The 8,516-nt window shown below is 58.7% G+C and carries 7 protein-coding genes; 2 read left to right on the forward strand and 5 right to left on the reverse strand.

Translation table 11 applies throughout. The features are described 5' to 3' along the window. Window positions 1–244 precede the first annotated feature (244 nt). Complete coding sequence (trxA, locus tag HW554_RS19760) at window positions 245–574, forward strand: thioredoxin (RefSeq protein ID WP_092742274.1); 330 nt, start codon at window positions 245–247, stop codon at window positions 572–574. Window positions 575–670: 96 nt separating this feature from the next. Here trxA and HW554_RS19765 read toward each other — a convergent pair whose 3' ends face one another. The 3 genes from HW554_RS19765 to HW554_RS19775 form a co-directional block, all read right to left on the reverse strand. Next, on the reverse strand, window positions 671–1,636 hold the full coding sequence (locus tag HW554_RS19765) for an energy transducer TonB (protein WP_176910255.1): 966 nt from the start codon (window positions 1,634–1,636) through the stop codon (window positions 671–673). A 163-nt stretch (window positions 1,637–1,799) separates the two neighbouring features. Further along, entirely contained in the window at window positions 1,800–2,285 is a 486-nt protein-coding gene (locus HW554_RS19770) for an AsnC family transcriptional regulator (protein ID WP_176910256.1), read from the reverse strand. A 551-nt stretch (window positions 2,286–2,836) separates the two neighbouring features. Continuing rightward, the gene (locus tag HW554_RS19775) at window positions 2,837–5,050 is read right to left on the reverse strand and encodes a protein-disulfide reductase DsbD family protein (RefSeq protein ID WP_176910257.1); all 2,214 of its coding nucleotides are present in this window, start codon (window positions 5,048–5,050) and stop codon (window positions 2,837–2,839) included. A 210-nt stretch (window positions 5,051–5,260) separates the two neighbouring features. Between HW554_RS19775 and HW554_RS19780 the strand changes: the two genes are divergently transcribed. After that, a complete protein-coding gene (locus HW554_RS19780) occupies window positions 5,261–6,592 on the forward strand; it encodes a hemolysin family protein (RefSeq protein ID WP_176910258.1) in 1,332 nt (443 codons plus the stop codon). Window positions 6,593–6,688: 96 nt separating this feature from the next. Here HW554_RS19780 and HW554_RS19785 read toward each other — a convergent pair whose 3' ends face one another. Together HW554_RS19785 and HW554_RS19790 are read right to left on the reverse strand one after the other, a co-directional pair. Beyond that, entirely contained in the window at window positions 6,689–7,231 is a 543-nt protein-coding gene (locus HW554_RS19785) for a gamma carbonic anhydrase family protein (protein WP_176910259.1), read from the reverse strand. A gap of 160 nt (window positions 7,232–7,391) precedes the next feature. After that, complete coding sequence (locus HW554_RS19790) at window positions 7,392–8,375, reverse strand: radical SAM protein (RefSeq protein WP_176910260.1); 984 nt, start codon at window positions 8,373–8,375, stop codon at window positions 7,392–7,394. Window positions 8,376–8,516 lie beyond the last annotated feature (141 nt).

Raw genomic sequence — 8,516 nt, forward strand, 5'->3', positions numbered from 1 at the left:
ATATAATTCGGGTTGGATAAATTTCTGACTTTTCTTCCCCTCCAATCACTGAAATGCCTGTTGGCAACTACTCCGCTGGGCCACAGCTGGCGGAGATTACAGCTGGCTCGTGCGGCGTCTTTAAGACCTCATTGCCCCGATCGAACTTTCCGGGCTGGGTCTTGTTGAATCACAATCTGCTACCTTGCGGGCCGATGGCCCGTATAGCCGCGTAACATCTTTCACCCCAAACCTGACATTCATCATGGGACATAAAGCCATTGAGATTACCGACGCCAACTTCGACCAGATCATCAACTCCGACAAGCCTGTGCTTGTGGATTTCTGGGCCGAGTGGTGCGGCCCCTGCCGCATGGTAGGCCCGGTGGTAGAAGAACTGGCTGGCGAGTACGAAGGCAAAGCCATTATCGGCAAAGTCGACGTAGACGCTAATCCCCAGACTTCGGCCAAATTCGGCATCCGTAGCATTCCTACGCTGCTCGTTTTCAAGAACGGACAGGTAGTAGACAAGCAAGTAGGTGCTGTGCCCAAGCACGTACTGGCCCAGAAGCTCGATGCCCAGGTAACAGCTTAGTTTAGCCCAATCCAGTAGTACAGAAGCCTCCGCGCTGCCGGCCCCAAGGGTCAGGTAGCGCGGAGGCTTCTTTATGCGGTATGCTGTGTCGGCACCTCAGTCGGTAGCTTCGGGGGCAGCGGCGCGGGCCTCGGAGGGTGGCGTTTGGGGCGGCTTCAGGCCCGAAGCCAATGAAAAGCCCGGCCCGAAATAGATGGGAATGGTAAAGGTCATGGCCGTGGGCAGGTTGTATTCGCGGCCGGGGTCAAAGCGCGGCAGGGCCGCTACCACCCGCAGCGCCTCACGGTCGGCTTCGGCAGCCAGGCCCTGCGCTATCCGCACCTGGCTCACGCGGCCGTCCTCACCCACAGTGTAGCTAACCAGCACATTGCCCACAATACCCTTGCGGCGTATCTCGCGTGGGTAGGTGGTGTTTTGGGCCACAAAGCTGAGCAGAGCCGCCTCGCCTCCCAGAAAGCGCGGCAGCTTGCGCACCTGCACAGGCTGCATATAGGGCGAGCCATCCTTGTTGAAAAAGGCCAGCGCCAGCGGCCGACCCTGACGGTCGGGCATCTCAATGGCGCTCAGTTCGCCCGTATCGTAGTAATAGCGCCACTCGCCTACTGGCCGGCCGGCGTTGTAGTGGCCTTCCGAGCGTTTCTGGCCGTTGCGGTGCACCGAAAGCCAGCGCCCCACCCGCTGCCCCTGCACATAGTCGCCCCGCTGACTAACACGGCCATCCTCGTACCAACCTACATACAGGCCATTTGCCTCATCGTCGCGGTATTGCACCTGGGCGGCGCGGCTGCCCCCCGGGTGGTACCAGGTGAGCGGGCCGTTGCGCACCGGCGGGTCGATGGATGACAGGGTGCCCTTCAGCATCAGCTCGCCCAGTAGGGAGAACTCGCGCATGGCATGAGTACCCAGCAACTCGTTACGGCGCTCCACTACCCGGTAATGGGTGGCGCTGTCGGGCACGGTCGGCCGGCCCTGGCCGTCGAGGTAAACGGCCGGCAGGCTCTGCCCCTGGCTTAGCCGCACCGCACCTGCGGCTACAAGGAGAAAAACGTAGCGAATTCTCATAAGCAGCCAGGGTAAAGCACTAGTTACTGGCTACTAAATATAGATTAGCTACCATAAAATGGCAACTAACAGCGCATTTTTCTTCTTATAACACTATTTCAGCTTACTCCCGTCTATTTGCTGGCACAGGCACTGCTGTCACTAGCAGTGCCTGTGCTGGCTTCTATTCGTTGTCCTCTTTTATTTCAGGCAGCTGAATGGGCCGGTTGAAGGCTTCTTCGAGCGAGATGAGCGTTTCGGTGCGCTCAATACCTTCAATGAGCTGAATCTGACCGTGGAGCACTTCGCGCAGATGGTTGGTGTCGCGGCAAATCAGGCGGGCAAAGATGCCGTAGGCACCGGTGGTGAAGTCGATGCTGACGACTTCCGGGATTTCGCGCAGGGCCTTTACTACCCCTTCGTACACCGAGCTCTTCTGCAGGTAGATGCCCAGAAAAGCACGTACGCCGAAGCCCAGCTTCTCATAATCTATCTTAAGGGTTGCGCCCTGCACAATACCCAGCTCCTCCAGGCGGGCCATGCGTACGTGCACCGTTCCACCCGATACATGCACCTTGCGGGCAATTTCAGTGTAAGGTGTCTTGGCGTCGTCAATAAGCAGGGCCAGAATCTTCCGGTCAGTGTCGTCAAGTTCGTAATTACGTGCCATTGTTTTAAACTTTGATTATGTATATTTCAACCAAACGTACTTTTACTTAAAAATAGTATAAATTTTTATCCTTTATATCTTAATATATTTCATCGCAACGATATGTTTTTTACATTTGTCACAATCAGATGCAAAAGGCACAGGATTGTTGCGATATTATGGTGTGATGAGACTGGCAGACAGATGCTCCCTCCCGGGGTGAGGATTTGATAAAAACAGGCTGGTTACCGGCTAACTATCGTGCGAAGGTCCAGTTCCTTCTTCTAAAGCAATAACGATTTGGTGGGGTTAAGTGGGAAGGGAATACCAGAACGTATCTGGGTGGGTACGTTCTGAATTGAGAGGCGGCATCTGGGTGGGTGCCGCCTTCTTTTTTTTCGTTTTTGCTATTCTCCTGCTTCTTGACCCACTTTTCGGGCAATGTGGCAGCATAGCACGGAAACTTGCCGCAAAGGTCGGCTATTTTAGCTGCAAATCCATTCGAGGTTTTGAATAAAAGCTCCCGACTCACCGTCGGGAGTTTTTCGCCTTTCTTCTGTGCGGGGCCGCGACTAGCGGTTGGCCTGCCGCTGGCGGTAGCTGGCCAGGCCCGCATCCAGGAAGCGGACGAAGGCAGCCGCATTGGGCTCGTAGCCAAGCGGCGGGGCCAACACGCCGGCCTGGTTGGCAGGAGCGTTGGGGTCGAGTAGCACGTAGTAAGGCTGCGCGTTTACGTTGAAGCCCGTCACCTGCAGATCGGCGTTTTTCTTGCCAATCGTGCTTTTCAACTTGCCATCGTAAGTCGAAGTGTACGCCTCCTGGGCGGGCAAATCGGTTTTGTCATCAACATAAAGCGCCACCACCACGAAATCTTCGCGCAGGCGCTTTAGCACCTGTGGGTCGCTCCAGACGGTAGCTTCCATTTTGCGGCAGTTTACGCAGGCGTGGCCGGTGAAGTCGATGAACAGCGGCTTGTTCTGGGCCTGAGCGCAGCGGCGGGCCTGCTCCAGGTCGAAGTAGCCGGACAGGCCGTGGGGCAGCTCCAGGAAGTCGCCGTAGCGGGGCGGCTCGCAGCCGGCCACAGGCGCGGCCTCAACCGCGCTGCCCTGCGTTGTGCCCACGGTGGCTACCATAAAGTCAGTGCGGCTTTGGGGGGGCAGGTAGCCGGCCAGCAGCGGCAGTGGCGCGCCAAACAGGCCGGGCACCAGGTACGTCATGAAGCTGAAAGCCAGTACAGCCATCAGCAAACGGCCCACGCTCAGGTGCGCCATGTCGGAATCGTGGGAGAGCTTGAAGCGGCCCAGCAGGTAGAGACCCAGCAGGCCCGAAAGGGCAATCCAGAGAACCAGATACACGTCGCGCGGCAGCAGGTCCCAGTGGTAGGCCAGGTCGGCCATGCTCAGGAACTTGAGGGCCAGCATCAGCTCCACGAAGCCCAGCGTCACCTTCACCGTGTTCAGCCAGCCACCCGAGCGGGGCAGGCTTTTCAGCCAGGTTGGGAAGATGGCAAACAGCGTGAAAGGCAGCGCGAAGGCCAGCGAAAAGCCCAGCATGCCCACTACCGGGGCCACTCGCTCGCCCCGGGCCGCCAAGCCCAGAATGGTGGCCACAATGGGCCCGGTGCAGGAAAACGACACCAGTACCAGCGTGAGGGCCATAAAGAACACGCCTGCCCAGCCGCCTTTGTCGGCCTGGGCATCAATCTTGTTCACCATGCTGTGGGGCAGCGTGATTTCAAACAACCCCAGAAATGAGAGGCCGAACACCACGAACACCACGAAGAAAATCAGGTTGGGGAGCCAGTGCGTGGCAATCAGGTTGGGGCCGTCTTCGCCCAGCAACGCCGACACGACTACGCCAATTAAAACGTAGATAACGATGATGCTGAGGCCATATACGGAGGCTTTCAGGATACCACGCTGCCGGCTGTCGGAGCCGCTGGTGAAGAACGAAACCGTCATCGGGATAAGCGGAAACACGCAGGGCGTGAGCAAAGCGCCCAGTCCGAACACGAAGGCCGCGAAGGCAAACCCCCACAGTCCGCCCGCCGACTCGACGGCCGTAGACGTTACCGTAGCCACGCTGGCGGCCGGCGTGCCCGCCGACGACGACACGACGGCAACGCTGCCATCGGCTGCAATAAGCGTATTGTTGGGCGTGGTGGCAGGAACGGCAGTGGCCACGTTGGCGGGAGCCGGGGCCGCGGTGCCGGGGGTAGCCGGAGCCGCTTCGGGGCCAGTTGCCTTGGTGGCGGGGGTGACAGCAACGGGAGTAGCAGCGGCCGGCGCGGCGGCAGTGCCCGTCACCTCCAGCACCTCCAGCGGGCCGAAGCTCAGGCTGGCATCACCCGGAATGCAGCGGCCGTCCACGTCGGTGCAGCTCTGAAATTCGGCTTCGGCCTTGATAACCAAAGACCCGGGCTGCAGTACCCGGATGCGCTGGCGGATCTGGCCGGTTTTCTCGAAGTACGTGACGTCGCCCTTAAATACGTTGTCGTAGTGCTTGGTTTCGCCCACCGATTTGGGGGGGCCGACCAACTCGTAGGCCGGGCTTTTGGCAAACTGCAGACTGAAAACCGTGGGGCCCAGATCGGGGTCGAAGTTGGTGGCATACAGATGCCAGGTGGCCTCCATGCGGGCGTTGATGATGAGGTCGAGTTGCTCGCCTACTTTGGCGGTGGGCTGGCTGAGGGTGGTAGTAAGCTTGGTAGGCTGCATTACCTGCGCCCGCATGCCCAGGGGCAGCAGCATGAGCAGCAGCAGGAAAAACCGATGAATCGAGGGCATAATAGAAGCAGAGAGTAAAGCGGAACGACGGCAAAGGTCGGCAGAAACGGCAACAGCTACCCGGCGACTAGGTTTACCCTGCTTAGCGGCTGGTCGCGCCGCCGACTCCAGTATCCGGAATTCCGGTTGTTACCCCAACCCCTTAGAGCGAATGTCGTACTTTCGCAGTATAAAGGATGGCCGGGCCGGTTGAGCCTGCTATCCGTAACTATGGGCTTAAACATTTTATTGACTATCCTGTTGGTTGCCGCCAACGGATTTTTTGTGGCCGCCGAATTTGCCTTCGTCAAGGTCCGCATCTCTCAGATTGAGTTAAAAGCGCAGAGCGGCAACCGCATCGCGCAGCTACTGCTGGGCATGCTGCACGAGATGAACCACTACCTCTCGGCCTGCCAGCTCGGCATTACCCTGGCCTCGCTGGCCCTGGGCTGGATTGGAGAAAGCGTGGTAGCCGAGATTATCATGGCCATTATTGCGCAGTTCGGCATCGTGCTTTCTTCCACGGTAGTACACCAGATATCCATCGTCACCTCGTTTTCGCTGATTACGGTGCTGCACATCGTGCTCGGCGAGCAGGCCCCCAAAGTACTGGCCATTCAGGAGCCCGAAAGCACTAGCATAGCCATTGCCATCCCGCTACGGGCTTTCGCGTTTATTGCCTTCCCCTTCATCTGGATTCTCGACCGGATGTCGAACATCGTACTGCGCCTGTTTGGGGTAGTTTCGTCGCACGGCTCGGAGGTACACACCAGCGAAGAGCTGCGGATGCTGCTCGACCAGAGCAAGCAAAGCGGGGAGATTCAGGAGTCGGAGCACGAGCTGCTCGAAAATGTGTTCGAGTTCAACGACCGGATGGTAAAGCAGATTATGGTGCCCCGCACCAAGCTGGTTGCCCTCGAGATGAACACGCCCGAAGACGCGGTGCTGGAAATGGTGTACACCGAGGGTTACTCGCGTATCCCGGTCTACGAGGTCAACATCGACAACATCGTGGGCGTGCTTTACGTGAAGGACCTACTCCAGATTATCCGGCGGCACGAGCCGCTGGAGCTGGCCAAAATCATCCGGCCGGCTTACTTCGTGCCCGAAACCAAGAAAATCAACCGGCTGCTGCGCCAGTTCCAGCGCAAGCACATGCACATGGCCGTTGTCAGCGACGAGTTCGGCGGCGTGTCGGGCATCGTCACGATTGAGGACATCATGGAGGAGCTGGTAGGCGAAATCCAGGACGAGTACGACAACGAGGTGCCGGTGGTCGAGAAGGTATCGGAAACCGAATACCGCGTAAACACCGCCACGCCCATCCCCGACGCCAACGAGCACCTCCCCTATCCCCTGCCCGAAGGCGGCGACTACGAAACCGTGGGCGGCCTGCTCAACGTGCTCTACGGCAACATCCCCGAGGTGGGCGACGTGGCCACGCTCGACAACTACGAGTTCCGAGTACTCAAACGCTCGCGCCGCGCCGTCGAGCTGGTGCAGCTACGGCTGCTCAACGGCCAGGAGGCCGAAGCCGAAGCTGGCGAAATGCCACACCTGTAGCAGACGGTCACGCAGGACTCAAACCAAACTTAATCAAAAGCGCCTCCCCGGTTTGGGGAGGCGCTTTTGATTGGTGGCTATTGATGGAGTTTTGCTTTAGTCGGCCGCTTTTTCGGGCTCAGTGTCTTCAGTCTGAAACCAGCTGGCGTACAGCACATAGTTGTCGGCCGTCTGGAGCAGACCGGCGCGCTGCTGCTCCGTAACGGGCTTTATGCGGCGGGCCGGCACCCCGGCATACAGGTAGCCCGGCTCGCAGTGCATGTTTTCCAGCACCACCGCCCCGGCTGCAATAATGCAGCCCGCACCTACCACGGCATGGTCCATCACGATGGCGCCCATGCCAATCAGCACATCATCCTCCACGGTGCAGCCGTGTACAAGGGCGCGGTGGCCGATACTCACCCGCGACCCTACTATCGTGGCCGCCTTCAGGTAGGTGCAGTGCAGCACCGCCCCGTCCTGAATGTTGGTCTGGTCGCCGATGCGGATGGAGTTCACGTCGCCGCGCACCACGGCCCCGAACCACACGGTGCAGGCGCGGCCCATTGTCACGTCGCCCACAATGGTCGCATTATCGGCCACGAAACAGTCGGGACCAAGCTGCGGGTGTTTTCCCTGAACGGGCAGAATTAGGGGCATGAGCTAAAGTTGGCAGGTGAAGGCTATAAACAGGAACGTCATGCTGAACAGAGCCAAAGCATCTCTACCGCTGATGTTGCCAAAGTAAAGCTAGGAGCTGAATCGCTATTGCACGCGAGATGCTTCTGCTGCGCTCAGCAACACGTTCTTTCTCGGTTTCTCAGCGCGTTAGCATCCGTTTCCAGGTGCCTTTTTCCCAGTTGTATTTGATGGTACTGGGCAGCGCCTGCCAGAAGTACTTGCTGGTTTCGACGGCGAAGCTAGGCTGCATGTAGCAGTTGATGGTGCACCCTTCGCAGGCGGGCAGCCGGCCTTCGAGGGCGGCCAGCTGCTGTACTTCGGCCGAGTTGTAGAGGTCGAACAGACGACCTTCGATAGGAAACTTCTTTTCGCCGAGGTGGTAGCAGGGCAGTACCAGCTCGTCGGAGGGCGACACGACCAGCGTGGTGCTGGCGGCGCGGCACACCGGGTCGGCCACGTGGTTACCCCCATCGCGCCGCAGCTGAATGAAGGCTTCGTTGAGGTAAACGCCCTTGCGCTTGCCAAAGGCCGAGAGGTAGTCCAGTTCCTCAGGGGTAAGCTGCTCGCCGGTTTCCACATCGCCGTACTCGAAGGCCGGATTAAGGATGAGCACCAGTCCGTTGGGCTGCGTAATCTGCTCGTACACCCGCTCCAGGTCGGCCAGGTTCTGGCGGAATACGGTGAACAGCACGTCGGGCCGCTCGCCCAGTTCGCGGGCCACCCGAATGCTTTCGAGCACGAAATCGAAGCAGGCCACGCCCCGGCCCCGGTCATGCACTTCCTTCTCGCTGGAATCGAGCGAGAAGTGTAGCATGTCCACCTTGCCGCGCAGCCGCTCAGCGTATTTGGGGTAGAGCAGGCAGTTGGTGGTCAGCGTCGTGATGAAGCCCATGTCATGGGCCAGCCCTACAAACTCATGAATCTGGCGGTGTAGCAGCGGTTCGCCACCCGTAAAGTCCACCACCGACACGCCCAGCCGCTTCAGGTCACGCAGGTTGCGGGTTACGTCATCGAGCGTGATGTAGGGCGAGGGCTTCTCCCAGATATCACAGAACGAGCACTTGGCGTTGCACCGGTAGGTAACGTAGTAATTGCACAGAACCGGATGACGAACAAGACGCATTGATTTGGAGCTTTTAGCTGAAAGCTAGTAGCTGTTAGCTTTTGTGCTGCCAGCTTCACACCGCAAGCTACGCGCATTAGCCCGAAACAAGCCCTGATGAATGAAAGCTAGTGGCTAACAGCTCTCAGCTAAAAGCTCAAG

It is taken from the genome of Hymenobacter lapidiphilus, assembly GCF_013377885.1.
Lineage (GTDB): Bacteria > Bacteroidota > Bacteroidia > Cytophagales > Hymenobacteraceae > Hymenobacter > Hymenobacter lapidiphilus.

What these genes read in the sequence shown, in the direction of transcription:
- HW554_RS19765 (WP_176910255.1), bottom strand. Translation starts at nt 1,636, where the DNA reads ATGAGAATTCGCTACGTTTTTCTCCTTGTAGCCGCAGGTGCGGTGCGG.
- HW554_RS19780 (WP_176910258.1), top strand. Translation starts at nt 5,261, where the DNA reads ATGGGCTTAAACATTTTATTGACTATCCTGTTGGTTGCCGCCAACGGA.
- HW554_RS19785 (WP_176910259.1), bottom strand. Translation starts at nt 7,231, where the DNA reads ATGCCCCTAATTCTGCCCGTTCAGGGAAAACACCCGCAGCTTGGTCCC.
- HW554_RS19790 (WP_176910260.1), bottom strand. Translation starts at nt 8,375, where the DNA reads ATGCGTCTTGTTCGTCATCCGGTTCTGTGCAATTACTACGTTACCTAC.
- HW554_RS19775 (WP_176910257.1), bottom strand. Translation starts at nt 5,050, where the DNA reads ATGCCCTCGATTCATCGGTTTTTCCTGCTGCTGCTCATGCTGCTGCCC.
- HW554_RS19770 (WP_176910256.1), bottom strand. Translation starts at nt 2,285, where the DNA reads ATGGCACGTAATTACGAACTTGACGACACTGACCGGAAGATTCTGGCC.
- trxA (WP_092742274.1), top strand. Translation starts at nt 245, where the DNA reads ATGGGACATAAAGCCATTGAGATTACCGACGCCAACTTCGACCAGATC.